The sequence below is a fragment of the Chloracidobacterium sp. genome, assembly GCA_016715795.1.
Classification (GTDB): Bacteria; Acidobacteriota; Blastocatellia; order Pyrinomonadales; family Pyrinomonadaceae; genus OLB17.
This window is the reverse complement of the sequence record JADJXP010000002.1, coordinates 1,676,068-1,690,067: the sequence shown is the minus strand read 5'-3', so window position 1 is coordinate 1,690,067 and position 14,000 is coordinate 1,676,068. Positions and strand designations below refer to the sequence as shown.

Sequence of the window (14,000 nt, the reverse complement as noted above, 5' to 3'; positions counted from 1 at the left end):
CTCTTTCTAAGCTGTGTTAAGTCAAGTAGTTGAGTTAATTGAAAAGAAGAACAAGTTTGCCATCACCACGCACATCAAACCCGATGGCGACGGCGTCGGCTCTTCGCTGGGTCTGTATTGGCTATTAAGGTCACTCGGAAAAGATGCTGACGTCCTTGTCCGCGGCGATGTGCCGCCGGCATATCGCAGCCTGCCGGGTGCCGAGTCGATCCGCGATGTCGCCCATGTCAACGGTCATTATGACGCTGTCTTCGTGATCGAATGCTCCGATATCGACCGCCCCGGCATCGACGGGCTCGACAAGCAATTCACCATCAACATTGACCATCACGCAACGAGCGAGCATTTCGGCTCGATCAATTGGATCGATTCGACCGCCTCGGCCGTCGGCGAGATGATCTATAACCTCTGTAAGGCCATCGGCGGCAAGATCACAAAGGACATCGCCGAGTGCGTCTATATGGCGCTCGTCACCGACACGGGCTCGTTCCATTTTCCGAATACGTCCGACCGCACCCTCAAGGTCGCATCCGAACTCATCAAGGCCGGGGCAAAACCGTATGAGATCGGTGAGGCTGTCTATTACAACTATCCGTGGTCACGCATCGAACTGATGCGGCAGGTGCTCGCTACCGTGCGACGCGACGAATCGGGCAAGATCGCAATGCTTCGGCAGACGTTGGCGATGCGCGAGGCTGCAGATGCCGTCGATGGCGATAATAACGGCTTCGTCAACATTCCGCTCTCTGCGAAGGACATTCAGGCGGTGGTTTACATGCGCGAGATCGGCCCCGATAAATACCGCGCCAGCCTGCGTTCCAAGGGTGATATCAATGTCGCCAAGGTCGCCGAACGCTTTGGCGGCGGCGGCCACAAGAATGCAGCCGGCCTTGGTATCGAAGGCGACTGGGACACGAAAGAGGCAGAGATCGTCGCGGCCCTGGCTGAGGCGATCGACACGGTTGCATAGGATCCATCAATAATTAGGGCCAAGAGGACTCGAAAGGAGATCGCTGAAAACAAAACGCGGTCTCCTTTTGTGTATTTCGTGCGTTTCGTGGGCTAATATCTTGCTGTGGCTGAAAAGCGCTACAAATGGCGTCGCGACGACTATCGCGAGAGCACAAAAGGCCTGCTGATGCTCAACACCGGCGACGGCAAGGGCAAAACGACGGCCGCTATCGGCACGATGGTCCGCGCCGCGGGCCGCGGACTCAAATGCTGCATGGTGCAGTTCATGAAGTCCAAAACCGACCGCTACGGTGAGCATGAGTCCTTCGAGAAACTCGGTATCGAGGTCCACACAATGGGTGCAGGCTTCACCTGGGACACGCAGGATAAGAGCGTCGATATCAAAACGAGCGAGGAAACATGGGCCTTGTGCGTCGAAAAGATGCGCTCAAACGAATATGACCTGCTCGTCTTTGATGAGCTGCTATACGTGCTGAGCTATGGATTTCTCGACATCGATGCCGTGATCGCTGAGATAAAATTGACGCGCGAGGCTCAGCCGCACTTACATCTCATACTAACCGGCCGCAACGTCGATGATGCCCTCGCGAAGCTAATTGATGAAGCCGACCTCGTGACAGAAATGCGCGAGATCAAACACCCGTTTCATGCGGGCATTTATGCTCAGCAGGGAATTGAGTTCTAGAAAGTAGCTAATAGCTATTAGCTAACAGCTATTAGCTATTTTCGTTATCCCGACCGATACGAAATGCAGGGCAACATCGAAAAACGTAAACCGGCCGGCCCGCTCGATTACGTCGCGCTCGGGGTGACGACATTCGGCGTTGGCTACATTCCCGGAGCGCCGGGCACCTATGGTTCGCTGGCCGCTGTCGGGATCTATCTCGGTGTCGGCCACGTCCAGAGCCAGTGTGCCTTGCACGGACTGCCTTTTGCGGCTTCGCTTCACTATGCGCTGAATGCCGTTCTGCTCACCACATTTGTTCTCGTTGGTATCTGGGCGGCGGGCAGGACGACGTCCATATTCGGCGACGGCGATCCGTCGCAGGCGGTTGTTGATGAGGTTGCCGGGCAGCTTATCACGTTTTGCTTTGTTCCGTTCGGCCTCGGCTGGCCGTTTATATTGGCGGGTTTTCTGCTGTTTAGGCTGTTCGATATCTGGAAGCCCTTTCCGATCGATCAATTGCAGGAGTTTCGAGGCGGGCTTGGAGTAGTCGCCGATGATATCGTGGCGGGCGTTTACGCCGGTATTTGTCTTGCGATCAGCTATGCGGCTTGGCTGCTGATCTAGGCCGAGGGAGCGTCATTTCTCGCCAAGATCGTCGTCGATTTGTCGCGTCGTATCCACCACGAATTCGTTGTCCCTTTGAAATATCCAACCCTTGTACCAGAAGTACACTAACAGCAGCAGCGTGACAACGACCATCAACAGCAGCGTCAGAAAATAACCGTAAGGTGTTTTTAGTTCCGGCATATTCTCAAAATTCATGCCATAGATCCCCGCGATTAGCGACAGCGGCAGGATGATCGCCGAAACAACGGCGAGCGTTTTCATCACGTCATTGGTTCGAGTCGCGATCACGGAAAAGTGCATGTCAAAGAGGCTCGCGACCAGGTCGCGATAGCCTTCGGCGAGGTCGGTGATCCGCACGAGATGATCGTGGACATCGCGATAGAAGGGCAGCACCTTTTCGGGAATCTGCGGAAATTCGCCACGTGCGATGCGATGCAGGACCTCCAGCTGCCTCGCCGAGATCCGTCTCAATCGAGCGACCGCTCGTCTCACGTCCATGATGTCGGCGAGCACAGCGTTATTCGCTCGGCCCATGTCAAAGACGCGATCCTCGAGCACCTCGATCGCCTTGTCAAAATCCTCGACGATCGGCGTGTACAGGTCGATCAGTTCGTCAAGAATGCTGTGCAGCAGATACGCAGCTCCACGGTGGCAGATATACGTGCTGCTGCGGATATGCTGTTTTACGGTCTTTAGCGATCGGAACCGCTGGACGTGAAATGTCACGACAAAATTCGGCCCTAGATACGCGTCCAATTCCTTCGTGACAAAATTGCTCGGCCCCGTTTCGCCCGGCTTGATGCCGTGGACGACGAGGTAAATGTAGTTCTCGAACGCTTCGACCTTCGGCTGGTGACGCACCTCGATGCAGTCCTCGACCGTCAGATAGTGAAAGCCAAAAACATTGAGAAGCACCTCCTTCGCCTCCTCGACATGCTCCGGCGTCTCACCCTGAAGGTCGACCCACACGACGTTCGTCTCGTCGGCCAGCAACGCCGGCAGCTCGTCCCGCGAAAAACCCTCTTCGACCTTATCCGAGCCTTTTCTGTATAGAAAAACTTCCATCGCGCGGGTATGTGTATTCTTTTTGCGGGACGTTATCGATTGAACTCAAGCGCCTCGGCCAGCGTGCTTCGCAGGGTCTCAATGAGCTCCTCACGCGTTGCTTCCTGGCAATTCACGCCGGGAACTTCCTCGATCCAGCCGATCCACCAGTCGCCTTCTTGTTTTAGCACGGCCGTGAAGTTATTCTTCATATTTACGTTTTTATCACTGACCGCCGACCGCTGTCCAACGACATTATGCCCAAAGTATTCATCGCCGACGACGTTAACGAAGACAAACTCAAACCGCTGACCGACGCCGGCATCGACGTCGTGAAAAAGACCAAACTCGAGGGTGAAGCCTTGGCCGCCGAACTGAAAGACGCCGACGGCGTTATCGTCCGCAGCGCGACACGGATCACCGCCGAGCTAATGGACAGTTCGCCAAACCTCCGCGTCATCGGCCGAGCCGGCGTTGGAGTCGACAACATTGACGTAAAGGCCGCCACCGAGCGCGGCATCGTCGTGATGAACGCCCCCGACGGCAATACGATCACGACGGCCGAGCACACCATTGCGCTGCTGGTCAGCATGGCCCGCAACGTGCCGCAGGCGCACACAAAACTCCAAAACGGCGAGTGGGATAAAAAGAGCTTTGTAGGCGTCGAATTGAACGGCAAGACGCTCGGCGTGATCGGTCTGGGCCGCATCGGCAAACACGTAGCGCACGTCGCACGCGGGCTGGGAATGTCGATCGTCGGCTACGATCCGTTCCTGTCGGCCGACCACGCAAAAGAGCTCGGCATCGAGCTCGGCAGCCTCGACGAAGTGTTCAAAAACGCCGATTTCCTGACAATTCACACGCCCGTCACCGACGAAACGCGCGGCATCATAGGCCGCGAGGCTTTTGGCAAAATGAAGTCCGGCGTGCGGATCGTGAACTGTGCTCGCGGCGGCCTGGTCGACGAGGCTGCCCTGATCGAAGCCCTCGACGCAGGCACCGTCGCGGCGGCGGCACTGGACGTTTTCGCGACCGAACCGCTGCCCGCCGACTCGCCTTTACTGGGTCGCACCAACGTCATCACGACGCCGCACCTCGGGGCCTCGACGACCGAAGCTCAAGAGGGCGTGGCCCTGACCGTCGCCGAACAGATGCGCGATTATCTGCTCAATGGCGAGCTTCGCGGCGCCGTAAACGCTCCGTCGATGGCCGCCAGCGAGCTTGCCGCCCTGCAGCCGTTCATCGACCTCGCAACCAGCCTCGGCCGCTTTCAGGCGCAGATCCTGGACGACAATTCGATCTCGAATGTCAGCCTCGAATACACAGGCGAACTCGCCGACCGCGACGCCTCAGCCGTCACCCGCGCCTTCCTCACCGGCCTCCTCCGCGACGTATCATCCCGTGTCAACGTAGTGAATTCGAATCTCATCGCAGATGAGAGAGGCATCGGCGTCACCACCGCCTACTCCACCACCACCCGCGACACCAACGCCGACATCCTAACCTCCGTAACCTCATCCGAAGGCACCCAAACCCTCGCCGGCCGCGTCTTCGCCACCGGCGAAGGCCGCATAACCCGCATCGGCAATTTCGCGATCGAGGTCGCAGTAGGCGGTCCCGATCCTGCCAAAGACCAAAGACCAAAGACCCAAGACCGCTCGCAGAGCCTTTTGGTCACCAAAAACAAAGACGTCCCCGGCGTCATCGGCCAAATGGGCACTGTCCTAGGCGAATCCGGCGTCAACATTAGTCAGTTTTCGCTAGGCCGCCAACACCCCGGCGGCGAGGCATTGGCTGTGGTAGAACTTGACAACGCAGTTGACGACAACGTCCTCGATCAACTCCGCAGCATCGATGCGATAATTCTTGTCAAGCAAGTAAAGCTCTAATGGCAAGGTATGAGAATTTACATTGACACATCGGTAGTTGGCGGTTATTTCGACGACGAATTCGCCGAATCGACTAAATCGTTCTTCGAGAAGGTGGAATACGGTGACTTCACTCTGGTCGTTTCAGAACTTTTGGAAGCGGAACTGCTCGATGCTCCGTTGCGAGTTCGCGATCTTCTAACAAAATATCCGAGCGATCAGATCGAATTGGCGGCACTGTCGCCGGAAGCGAAGGATCTCGCAAACGAATACGTCGTCGAAAAGGTCGTCGGTGCAACCAGCATAGCCGACTGCCAACACATTGCGATTGCCACCATCGCGAAGGTTGACGTTCTCGTTAGCTGGAACTTCAAACACATCGTTAACTTGAAGCGAATTCGGGGATATAATGAAGTCAACACAAACAATGGCTATTCGACGCTTGAAATTCGAACGCCCGCGGAGGTTATAGATTATGAAATACCCGACAAAAAAGCCTGAGAAAGATTTCGACGCCGTAAAGATGATGCGTGAGATTCGCGACAAGCTCAGCCGCGAGATCATGAACATGACATACGAAGAAGAAAAAGCCTACCTCAAAAGACGTCTGGAAAAGGGCCGAATAAAGAAGGCGGCATGAAGACTGCCCAACTTTGGCATAAAAGTGTGACGGAAGCGACGAAAAAGAAAGAAAAGGATTTCGACTGCGTAAAAATGATGCGTGACATCCGCGACAAGATGAGCCGCGAAATGATGAACATGACGCACAAAGAACAACTAGCGTATATCCAGAACCTATTGGAGAAAGGCAAGACAAAAAAACCCGCTAAGGCAACTGCGTGAATTTAGCCACCGAGGCTCATCTCACAAGCTTTGAGAATTCTCCATTCTCAATTGTCAATTCTCAATTGTGTAAGCCCTCCGTCAGATCGATTCGGTGATTCTCGTGAAGCAGGTCCGGGTAATCCAAGTCAATGTGCTATTTTGGCTTCCCGTTGAAGTACTCTTTCTTAATCTTCTTGGCAAGTCTCTCCGCCACTTTGCGTTGTCCAGTCCTAGTCCAAACAGGGTCCCAAAAGCCTCGTCTGTCGCCGGCAGAACCGGCCCATGCGATACTTCTGTCCGAAACGCGCAGCAGTGTGATACTGCCCTGATTGCGGTCTTTTTCGTCGCCAAAAACCGTGTCGTACCACTTGCTTTCGCCCTTGATCGAGATTCCTTTGAGTATATATTCGGCGCCTTCTTCGGTCACCACAATCTGAACCGGAACCTGCTTTTTGAAGAATGCTGCCGTCAAAAAATCATTGAGCCCACGCTCCATCGGAGCGATGAAGACCGTCGGCTTAGTTTGGGAGAAGGAGGCGACGCAGAGAGCGCAAATCACAATCCAGAGTAAAAGGAATGTTCTTATCATTGTTTACCTCGTCTACAGACGGACTAGCCTAATACTCTTCCTGACACTTTTCAAGTCGCGGCGAAGACCGTGGGACCGACGGGGTCATCTATGAAGTTAAGGCGTTGGTCAAGCGCACAGGTACTGGGATTCTTGTCCGATTTGAGTGGGCGTTGTGTTACAATGTAATACATGAAAACCTCAAGCCTTACAATTCGACTTGATCCAATTACGGAGAGGCTACTGAAGAGTGTAGCGAAGCGGTCGGGGCGCACGCGGAGTGATATTGCGCGGGATGCTTTGAAAAGGCAGATGGCGGTCTTGCAGTTTGAGGATGCGCGGCGGCGGGTGATGCCGTTTGCCGAGGCCCGCGGGCTGTTGACCGACGAAGATATTTTCAAAGTTATTTCCTAGGTGGCCGTCCGACGTATCCGATAGCTGAATGATCGTGATGAGTTGCCACGCTCTTTAGGGCGTGGTATCGGACCTTCGAGATTTTCGGCTTTAGCCAAACTTGGTCCCGTCGTCGCATTCAGGCTTTGGGCTAAAGCCCATGACCTTAGTGCCTCTAACCACTAGCTGAAGCTAGTGGCAATTCATGAGAGTCTGTCTTGATACCAATGTCCTCGTGGCGGCGTTTGCCACACGCGGGTTGTGTTCGGACGTGCTTCGCGTCTGTCTGGCCGAACACGAACTGGTCGCTGGAACAGTGCATCTCGACGAACTGCGACGTGCCCTGACGAAGAAGCTTCGTCTGCCCGACGAAGCGATCGCCGCTGTCGAATCCGTCTTCGACGCTATCGAAATAGTCCCAAAACCACTGGCCCCGCACCGCCTCGCCGTCCGTGACGCCGCCGACCGCAGAATTCTTGCCACGGCCGTTGACGGCCATGCCGACGTCCTCGTAACCGGCGATACCGGCCTCCTCACCATCGCACCGGAAGCGCCCCTTCCCATACTCTCGCCCCGCGAATTTTGGAATTTGCTGAGTCAGGTAGCCAACGGATAAAGCTAGTAACGATCTGAGTCCGTGAAACGGACGGCATATTGGTAGCCCCACGTGAAGCGAAGCGGAACGTGGGGTGAGTGACCCAAACACCATCGAGCGTGTGTAACACGCGGCATATGCCCCGGGATCAGTTCCAAGTTCCAAGTTTTAAGTTCCACGTGGAGAAACCTTCAATTCCGTTACGCTTTTGCGTTATGATGTTCGCATGACGACTGCTGAGCGTATAAGTGAAATGATCCGCAGGCTGCCGCCGCCGGTGCAGGAGGAAGTTCTTGAGTTTGCCGAGTCGCTTGCTCGGAAGCGGGCCAGGACAGAGCGTGACTGGAACGGGTTTTCGCTCGATCAGGCCATGCGTGGTCTGGAAACTGACGATATTCCCGAATACACCGAGGCTGACCTCAAAGAAAAGTGGGCCTGAGAAGGTCTGGGCAGATCGTCCTATTCAGGTTTCCGCAAACCGATCTAGCCATCGGCAAGCTGCGGCCGGCACTCCTGATCGCTCCTTTGCCTTCCGATTACGACGACTGGCTCGTCTGCATGATGTCGTCACGCTCGCGGCAGGCGATCGACGGAATCGACGAATTGATCTCAACCTCTGACGTCGATTTTCCCGCCACCGGCCTCAAATCCGAAACCGTCGTCCGCCTCACTCGCCTCGCCGTCGTCGCCGATTCCGTCTTCATCGGCAGCATCGGCGAACTTTCCGAAACCCGAATGCAGACACTCAGGTCCCGCCTCGCCGACTGGATCGTTTCTGCCGACTAAACGTTGACTTAACAAACTTAACTCCCGATTTTCGAGCCTTACCGGGCGGATGTGGCGGAAGCGTTTTCAAAGTGACAAGTGACGGGTGACAAGCTCAGATCAAAACGGCATGTCGGATTTTCTGTCTGAGACTTTTGTAGGAATTGTCTTGCGTAGATCGAGATTGAGGATGCGTTCCTCGTCTAAGTCAGGCATGACGAAACGGATGGCGTAGGGAAGTTCGATGCGGTGGCGTTGGAGGAGTTGGTGGGCGCGGATCTCGCGGCCGCCGTGGCGGCCTCGGCGGCCGTTGCGAAAGGCGTTAGCGGTGTCGGGTCCGGCGGCGTGGATGCCGATGGTCTTTTCGCGCGGGTTGTAGAGCAGCAGCACGAATTCGGGCGAGCCGAGCAGTTCGTGCGACCGGCGGCAGATGCGTATCTCGCCTTCGGGATTGATCGACGCGTAAAGTTTTGACCACCGGCCCGACGACTTTGGCGTAATGTCCCATTTTTCGTCCATGGTTGCGAAGATAGCACGAGGCGGCACGATGTGTCAAGCGTGCAAATCAGTGACGAGTGACAAGTGACGAGTGACAAGGAAATCGTCCTGTCCCCGAACGGGGACAAATTCAATGGCGTCGGGTGCATCCCGACGATCGGATCTCCACGCAAAGCCCGTCCCTGAAGGGGACGCACTAACCTCGGCCGTTAATTCGTCCCCTGCAGGGACGGTCGAATCGGGTGACGTTATCGTCGGGTTGCACCCGACGCTATTAGAGTTGTCCCTTTCAGGGACGTTCGGGGGCATTATCGAAGGATATGTCGTGGTGATCGTGGGCTGAATGATGAATGGCCGGGTTGGCGGGGCGATGGCGGCTGATCTGTCGATACAGTTGGAAAATGTGTCGATACAGATCTCGGAATTTGGACTGTTTTGTCGATACAAAACCAGCAGAACTTAGTTCCGACCGATCTGAGGACCCAACAGCAAATATTCGGCTAAAGCCGGATAGCTGATAGATGCTAACCACTAGCTGAAGCTAGTGGCAATTTATCGAAAGTCCTACTGACCAGCGATGTAGCCGCACGCGTCGGGGATGCTCGTGTTGCCGCCGCAGAGGACGAGGACGACGTGGCTTTGGGGGGTGAAATTCTCGTGGAGCCGGTCGGCGGCGGCTAGGGTGCAGGCGGCGGCGGGTTCGGTGATGACCTTTAGGCGTTGGGCGATAAAGAGCAGGGCGTCGACGGCTTCGCTGTCGGGGACGACGGTGACGCTCTCGTAGAGGTCGCGGATCAGGTTGAGCGTGCGGTCGGTGACGAACGGTGCGCCGAGCGTTTTGGCTATCGACGTGATCGCGATCGTCACGGGACGGCCAGCGGCGAAGGCTTGCGACATCGCGTCGGCGCCCTCGGTCTCGACGCCCCAGGCACGAAGCGCGGGATTCACGGACTTTGCGGCGAGGGCCACGCCCGCGGCCATTCCGCCGCCGCCGATGCTCGCGATGATGTCAGTCGCCTGCGGCACGTCGTCCATTATCTCGAGCCCGACGGTGCCCTGGCCCGCGATGACCGCGTCGTCGTCGAACGGATGGATAAGCACGCGGCCCTGTTGCTGATAGGCTTCGAGGCCCGCAAACGCGTCGCCGATGTCGGGCCGCAGATCGATTGTCGCACCGTAATGGCGAGTGGCTTCGAGATAGCCTGACGGTGTGTTTTCGGGCATCAGGATGACGGCATCGAGGTTGAGAACGCTCGACGCGTAAGCGACAGCCTGAGCGTGATTCCCGCCGCTGACGGCCACGACGCCTGCTTTCTTCTCCTCGGGCGAGAGCTGGAGCATTTTGTTGAACGCCCCGCGCGGCTTGAACGAGCCGGTCTTTTGGAACAGCTCGTATTTGACGTAAACGTGCGTGTTGAGGCGTTCGCTGAGGGCACGGCTCAGCTCGGTGTGGGTGCGTTTGACGTAGGGGTGAATGCGCTCGGCGGCCGAGCGAATGTCGCGGATGTCCACCATCGGGTTAGCCTAGAACAGGAACCTGTAGAGCAGCAGCAGCGCGATGGCACCGAGGATCGACAGGATCCAACCGGCTTTGTAGTTTTGGTCCTTCCAGATCGCCCGGCCGACGAATGAGCCAAGCGCCGAGCCGCCCATACCGATACCGGCAGTGACGACCCAACCCCATAGGCCCGCCGCGATCGGTTCCTTGCCAGGGATGAGGAATCGCGCAATAGCTCCGATGATAAGTCCGACTAGAATTTGCCAAACGAAAGACATAGGTATCTCCTTTTGTTCAAAAGCCAATAAAAACGGTGGAATAGCTAATTTTTACTATATGTTCGACAAAACGACAACCTCGTGTCCGGCCAATGCTCTACACTGCCTGACGCTGTTGGAGCGTTCTCATGGCTGCCTGATCCATTTGAGCACCTCCGGAATCGTTGCGCGTTTGCCGTACATTAGCATTCCGACGCGATACACGCGCGAAGCGATCCAAACGATGAAGGCGATCGCAACGCAGTTGAGAGCGACCGACAAAGCGATCTGCCAGAACGGCGGCATCTCGGCCAAGATGCGGACGGGCATCGTGAGCGGGGCAAAGAGCGGAGCGATCGATACCCAGAACGACAGGTCAGAATTTGGGTCGCGGATAACGGCGAAGCAAAAATAGAAGCCGATGAGCATCAGCATTATCGGCGGAAACGCGAACTGGCCACCTTCCTGCACGGTTGTTACCATCGAGCCGACGAGGGCAAAAATGGACGCGTAAATAAAATAGCCTACGATGAAATATACAAAGAAATAAAACACCATCAGCGGCGTAATATTCGGCAGCCCCGAAAGGAACTGGCCTGCGTCCGGCTGTGTTGCAATGAATCCGACCAGCGCCGCCATCGACGCCGTCCATATCGCAAGCTGCGTGAGGCCGGCGAGGCCGACGCCGACGAGCTTGCCAAACATCAATTGTGTCGGTCGAGCGGATGAAAAGAGTATCTCGGCGATGCGTGTTTCCTTTTCCTCGACGACAGCGCCCATAATGACTTGGCCGTAGATCGTAAGGCTTATGTAAATGAGCATTCCGATCACCAGCGAGGCGATGAACAGCATCTCGCTGTCTTTTTCCTCGCCCTTCTCGTTGATCGAACGAGATGTAAGATTCACGCCTTGGCCAAGTTCGCGCACTAGCTTCTCGTCGATATTAGCGTCGGCGAGCCGGTGCGAGCGGACCGCGGCGTTCAGGGCGTCTTTTAGTGTGTCGTTGGCTACGAAATCGCCCGCTTTTCGCGACAGGAACTCGTATTTGGCATCCTTGGCTTCGACGTTGGGCGGAATGAGCAGATACGCATCGATCTCGTCGCTTGCGGCCATTGCATTGAGCTGCTCTCTGACCTGAGCGAGCGGAGCACTGCCGGGATCAAAGTCTACAAAGACGAATCCGGAGGCCAGCATCGCGGCACCTTGCTTCATCTGGTCCTGCTGAGCAGCCGTCGGCAATTCAAGCTTCTCCCGCATCGCGTCATCGGCCTTTTGGGCGAGGCGTTCGGCGGAGAGGTTTTCCTTGAGCCGAGGAAGGACCTTGCCCGACGGATCGACGACAACTATCCTCGTCGCTTCGCCCTTTAGCGAAAAAATGATCGCCGGAACGATCGCAAACCCGAGGCCGAGGATAGGGAAGATCAGCGTGCCGATGAGGAAGCTCCACTTGAGGACGATCTTCTTGTATTCGTGCCGGACGACGGCTAGGAATTTACGCATGACTGTATTCTTGACGAGCGGAACTGACCGCCCGCTTACGCCGGCGGTTCTGGCTTGCCTCCCACCTGATCGATAAAGATGTCATTCAGGCTCGGTTCGATCTGTTCAAACTTCGTTATCGCCGCTCCGGCCTCGACCAGCTTTCTCAATAACGATTGGGGATCAACATTTGGTGCCAATTCGATCTGCCGTTCGTCGGCGTGTTCCTCGGACTTTGCTATTAGGCTGCGGTCAGCGAGAACATTGTCGCCGCCGCTTGCACGCAGAGCGATCAGGTTGTGGCCGTAGGTCTCCTTGATCTCTCTCAGGCTGCCGCCGACGACCTTTCGGGCCTTGTTTATCAAGATAATGTCGTGACATAGACGTTCGGCAGTCTCCATCATGTGGGTCGAGAATATTATCGTCTTGTCCTGTGTGCGAAACTCGCCTAGCACATCGATCATGAATTCGACATTGACCGGATCGAGGCCCGAGAATGGTTCGTCGAGTATCAGCAGATCAGGATCGTGCAGCACGGTCGAGATGAACTGTATCTTCTGCTGCATTCCCTTTGACAGGTCTGTCGTTTTCTTTGCTTTCCACTCGGCTAGGCCCATCCGATCGAGCCAGAAGTCGATGCGCCGGTCAGCAACTGAACGCGGCACGTTCTTCAGGGCGGCAAAGTATCGCAGCTGGTCAACGACCTTTATCTTTTTGTAAAGGCCGCGTTCCTCCGGCAGATATCCGATGCGGTCCTGTAGATGCGGCGACATCTGCTCGCCAAACAGCTCGATAGTGCCCGAATCAGGCGCTGTGATGCCGACGATCATCCGTATCGTCGTGGTCTTGCCGGCTCCATTTGGCCCGAGGAATCCAAAGATCCGCCCCGGCCGCACCTCAAAACTGAGGCTGTCAACGGCCGTGAAATCGCCGTAGGACTTCGTAACGTCATGGATCCGCAGCGTTGCGAGGTCGTCGTTCATTTTCTCTTTTGGCACGCGCGCCGCTTGCATAATAACTCGCAAAAGTGCAGTCTAGAAAGCTTATGAAGGAAGAACTGATCGAAATGGCAGGTGTCGTCGTTGACAAGCAGCCGAACGCCTATTTCAAGGTCCAGATCAACGATACCGACCACATGGTCCTTGCGACGATCTCGGGCCGCATGCGACGCAACCGTATCCGCATTCTGATGGGTGACCGTGTTGATATAGAGCTTTCACCCTACGACCTGACGAAAGGCCGCATTACGTACCGGCATAAATAACCTTGTTCGACGTTAAGCTGAGATCATTTGAGCAGCGTTTGCTGTTCCCTTCGGATAAGCCATTCGCCGTTTTCCCTGACGTAATCATCGGTGACCCACGCCTTTGCAGATCGGCCGTTCTTGGCGACCACCTTTAGCGTATAGCTGAGCACCGCGGACGATTCATCCAGGCTGACGAGCCTCTCATCAGTGATCTCAGCCGACTTGATAGCTTTCTCCTCCTTGACCTCGGCCAGCGTCTTGTTCTTGTCCCTGACCTTGCCGTCGATGTCGATGAACTTAAAATCGTCCGTAGTTATCCTTGCCAGAAACGTCACGTCACCGTCCTTCGAGGCGTTGAGGATGTCATTTGCCAGCGTCACAAGCTCCTTCTTAACGGCCTCGCGATCGAGGGCCGGTTTAGCAGATTGATTGGACGCTGCCGGCCGATCGTCAGACGGCCTGGATTCTTTCTTTTCACCGAGATTGCCGCAAACGGCCCACATCGCGGCAACGAGCGCAAACGGGAGCAAGAGTTTCATAAGTCGTGGTTGATCAGGGATCGAATGAGTCGATTCTATTCTACCCCCATCATCCAAGTCAAAAAAGCCGGAGGTAGGGGCGTGCTCCGGGCCTTATGTCCTGCGGCGTGACATGTGGGGCGGTTGTGCGAATAGTCGATCGTGGGTTAGAATCCGAGA

At 55.8% G+C, this 14,000-nt stretch carries 22 protein-coding genes; 13 read left to right on the top strand and 9 right to left on the bottom strand.

Annotated features, from left to right (window positions below; all coding sequences use genetic code 11):
• Positions 1-13: 13 nt before the first annotated feature.
• The 3 genes from IPM59_12790 to IPM59_12780 all read left to right on the top strand — a co-directional run bounded on the left by IPM59_12790 (position 14) and on the right by IPM59_12780 (position 2,263).
• Complete coding sequence (locus IPM59_12790; protein ID MBK9216445.1) at positions 14-970, top strand: bifunctional oligoribonuclease/PAP phosphatase NrnA; 957 nt, start codon at positions 14-16, stop codon at positions 968-970.
• Between the two features lie 168 nt (positions 971-1,138).
• Positions 1,139-1,657 carry a cob(I)yrinic acid a,c-diamide adenosyltransferase gene (gene cobO / locus IPM59_12785; protein MBK9216444.1) on the top strand — a complete coding sequence of 173 codons (519 nt, stop codon included), beginning with the start codon at positions 1,139-1,141 and terminating at the stop codon, positions 1,655-1,657.
• 63 nt (positions 1,658-1,720) lie between these two features.
• On the top strand, positions 1,721-2,263 hold the full coding sequence (locus IPM59_12780; GenBank protein MBK9216443.1) for a phosphatidylglycerophosphatase A: 543 nt from the start codon (positions 1,721-1,723) through the stop codon (positions 2,261-2,263).
• A gap of 12 nt (positions 2,264-2,275) precedes the next feature.
• Here IPM59_12780 and corA read toward each other — a convergent pair whose 3' ends face one another.
• Positions 2,276-3,331 carry a magnesium/cobalt transporter CorA gene (gene corA, locus IPM59_12775; protein MBK9216442.1) on the bottom strand — a complete coding sequence of 352 codons (1,056 nt, stop codon included), beginning with the start codon at positions 3,329-3,331 and terminating at the stop codon, positions 2,276-2,278.
• Positions 3,332-3,363: 32 nt separating this feature from the next.
• Positions 3,364-3,522, bottom strand: coding sequence for a type II toxin-antitoxin system HicB family antitoxin (locus IPM59_12770; protein ID MBK9216441.1), 159 nt, complete (start codon positions 3,520-3,522; stop codon positions 3,364-3,366).
• 45 nt (positions 3,523-3,567) lie between these two features.
• Here IPM59_12770 and IPM59_12765 point away from each other — a divergent pair, with 45 nt between their 5' ends.
• From IPM59_12765 to IPM59_12750, 4 genes are read left to right on the top strand one after another with little or no spacing between them, the layout of a single operon-like run.
• Positions 3,568-5,199 carry a phosphoglycerate dehydrogenase gene (locus tag IPM59_12765; protein ID MBK9216440.1) on the top strand — a complete coding sequence of 544 codons (1,632 nt, stop codon included), beginning with the start codon at positions 3,568-3,570 and terminating at the stop codon, positions 5,197-5,199.
• A gap of 9 nt (positions 5,200-5,208) precedes the next feature.
• On the top strand, positions 5,209-5,679 hold the full coding sequence (locus IPM59_12760; GenBank protein ID MBK9216439.1) for a PIN domain protein: 471 nt from the start codon (positions 5,209-5,211) through the stop codon (positions 5,677-5,679).
• A complete protein-coding gene (locus IPM59_12755; protein ID MBK9216438.1) occupies positions 5,654-5,818 on the top strand; it encodes a hypothetical protein in 165 nt (54 codons plus the stop codon). The genes IPM59_12760 and IPM59_12755 overlap by 26 nt, the downstream gene beginning before the upstream one ends.
• Positions 5,815-6,021, top strand: coding sequence for a hypothetical protein (locus tag IPM59_12750; protein ID MBK9216437.1), 207 nt, complete (start codon positions 5,815-5,817; stop codon positions 6,019-6,021). The genes IPM59_12755 and IPM59_12750 overlap by 4 nt, the downstream gene beginning before the upstream one ends.
• Before the next feature lie 136 nt (positions 6,022-6,157).
• Here the strand turns inward: IPM59_12750 and IPM59_12745 are convergent, their stop codons facing one another.
• Complete coding sequence (locus IPM59_12745) at positions 6,158-6,592, bottom strand: hypothetical protein (protein ID MBK9216436.1); 435 nt, start codon at positions 6,590-6,592, stop codon at positions 6,158-6,160.
• 171 nt (positions 6,593-6,763) lie between these two features.
• On the opposite strand from IPM59_12745, the gene IPM59_12740 reads away from it, so the two are divergent.
• The 4 genes from IPM59_12740 to IPM59_12725 all read left to right on the top strand — a co-directional run bounded on the left by IPM59_12740 (position 6,764) and on the right by IPM59_12725 (position 8,345).
• Positions 6,764-6,985, top strand: a complete 222-nt coding sequence (locus IPM59_12740; GenBank protein ID MBK9216435.1) for a ribbon-helix-helix protein, CopG family — start codon at positions 6,764-6,766, stop codon at positions 6,983-6,985.
• A 184-nt stretch (positions 6,986-7,169) separates the two neighbouring features.
• Positions 7,170-7,580 carry a putative toxin-antitoxin system toxin component, PIN family gene (locus tag IPM59_12735; protein ID MBK9216434.1) on the top strand — a complete coding sequence of 137 codons (411 nt, stop codon included), beginning with the start codon at positions 7,170-7,172 and terminating at the stop codon, positions 7,578-7,580.
• 205 nt (positions 7,581-7,785) lie between these two features.
• Positions 7,786-7,998, top strand: coding sequence for a DUF2281 domain-containing protein (locus tag IPM59_12730; protein ID MBK9216433.1), 213 nt, complete (start codon positions 7,786-7,788; stop codon positions 7,996-7,998).
• Positions 7,995-8,345 (top strand): type II toxin-antitoxin system PemK/MazF family toxin, encoded by a 351-nt coding sequence (locus IPM59_12725; protein ID MBK9216432.1) that lies wholly within the window; start codon positions 7,995-7,997, stop codon positions 8,343-8,345. The genes IPM59_12730 and IPM59_12725 overlap by 4 nt, the downstream gene beginning before the upstream one ends.
• A 99-nt stretch (positions 8,346-8,444) precedes the next feature.
• Here the strand turns inward: IPM59_12725 and IPM59_12720 are convergent, their stop codons facing one another.
• Positions 8,445-8,843 carry a hypothetical protein gene (locus IPM59_12720; GenBank protein ID MBK9216431.1) on the bottom strand — a complete coding sequence of 133 codons (399 nt, stop codon included), beginning with the start codon at positions 8,841-8,843 and terminating at the stop codon, positions 8,445-8,447.
• A 112-nt stretch (positions 8,844-8,955) separates the two neighbouring features.
• Between IPM59_12720 and IPM59_12715 the strand changes: the two genes are divergently transcribed.
• Positions 8,956-9,165: a hypothetical protein gene (locus tag IPM59_12715; protein MBK9216430.1), complete on the top strand. Its 210-nt coding sequence runs from the start codon at positions 8,956-8,958 to the stop codon at positions 9,163-9,165.
• Positions 9,166-9,386: 221 nt separating this feature from the next.
• On the opposite strand, the gene IPM59_12710 is transcribed toward IPM59_12715, so the two are convergent.
• From IPM59_12710 to IPM59_12695, 4 genes are all read right to left on the bottom strand, one after another.
• Positions 9,387-10,337 carry a threonine/serine dehydratase gene (locus IPM59_12710; protein MBK9216429.1) on the bottom strand — a complete coding sequence of 317 codons (951 nt, stop codon included), beginning with the start codon at positions 10,335-10,337 and terminating at the stop codon, positions 9,387-9,389.
• A gap of 9 nt (positions 10,338-10,346) precedes the next feature.
• The gene (locus IPM59_12705; protein MBK9216428.1) at positions 10,347-10,598 is read right to left on the bottom strand and encodes a GlsB/YeaQ/YmgE family stress response membrane protein; all 252 of its coding nucleotides are present in this window, start codon (positions 10,596-10,598) and stop codon (positions 10,347-10,349) included.
• A 126-nt stretch (positions 10,599-10,724) separates the two neighbouring features.
• The gene (locus tag IPM59_12700) at positions 10,725-12,077 is read right to left on the bottom strand and encodes an ABC transporter permease (GenBank protein MBK9216427.1); all 1,353 of its coding nucleotides are present in this window, start codon (positions 12,075-12,077) and stop codon (positions 10,725-10,727) included.
• Positions 12,078-12,112: 35 nt separating this feature from the next.
• Positions 12,113-13,039: an ATP-binding cassette domain-containing protein gene (locus tag IPM59_12695; protein ID MBK9216426.1), complete on the bottom strand. Its 927-nt coding sequence runs from the start codon at positions 13,037-13,039 to the stop codon at positions 12,113-12,115.
• A gap of 62 nt (positions 13,040-13,101) precedes the next feature.
• Here IPM59_12695 and infA point away from each other — a divergent pair, with 62 nt between their 5' ends.
• Positions 13,102-13,320, top strand: a complete 219-nt coding sequence (gene infA / locus IPM59_12690; GenBank protein MBK9216425.1) for a translation initiation factor IF-1 — start codon at positions 13,102-13,104, stop codon at positions 13,318-13,320.
• Positions 13,321-13,343: 23 nt separating this feature from the next.
• Here the strand turns inward: infA and IPM59_12685 are convergent, their stop codons facing one another.
• Positions 13,344-13,841: a nuclear transport factor 2 family protein gene (locus IPM59_12685; protein ID MBK9216424.1), complete on the bottom strand. Its 498-nt coding sequence runs from the start codon at positions 13,839-13,841 to the stop codon at positions 13,344-13,346.
• Positions 13,842-14,000: the final 159 nt, after the last annotated feature.